Annotated in this window: 1 protein-coding gene; it reads left to right on the top strand. The window is 35.7% G+C overall.

Annotation, left to right across the window (positions count from 1 at the left end; all coding sequences use genetic code 11):
• Positions 1 to 224, top strand: a 224-nt coding sequence (locus tag LQ677_RS14650) for a MucBP domain-containing protein (RefSeq protein ID WP_239749104.1), incomplete at both ends; no start/stop codon positions are given.

Below are 224 nucleotides of genomic sequence, written 5' to 3'. Positions count from 1 at the left end.
TTGAATGGCAAAGTGGGAGAAGATTATAGTTCAACACATCCAGAGCAAATCAATGAATACAATTATCTAGAAACAGAAGGTACCCCAGAGGGTAAATATTCAAGAGATAATCAAACAGTGACATATGTGTATCAAAAAGCAGACGGTCATGTAACAGTAAGATATGTGGATGAAGAAGGCACTGAAATTCAAAATCCAACAACTTTAAATGGCAAAGTAGGAGA

It is taken from the genome of Mammaliicoccus sp. Q-M61 (genome assembly GCF_022386055.1).
Classification (GTDB): Bacteria; Bacillota; Bacilli; order Staphylococcales; family Staphylococcaceae; genus Mammaliicoccus; species Mammaliicoccus sciuri_A.
This window is presented reverse-complemented; position numbering and strand designations above follow the sequence as displayed.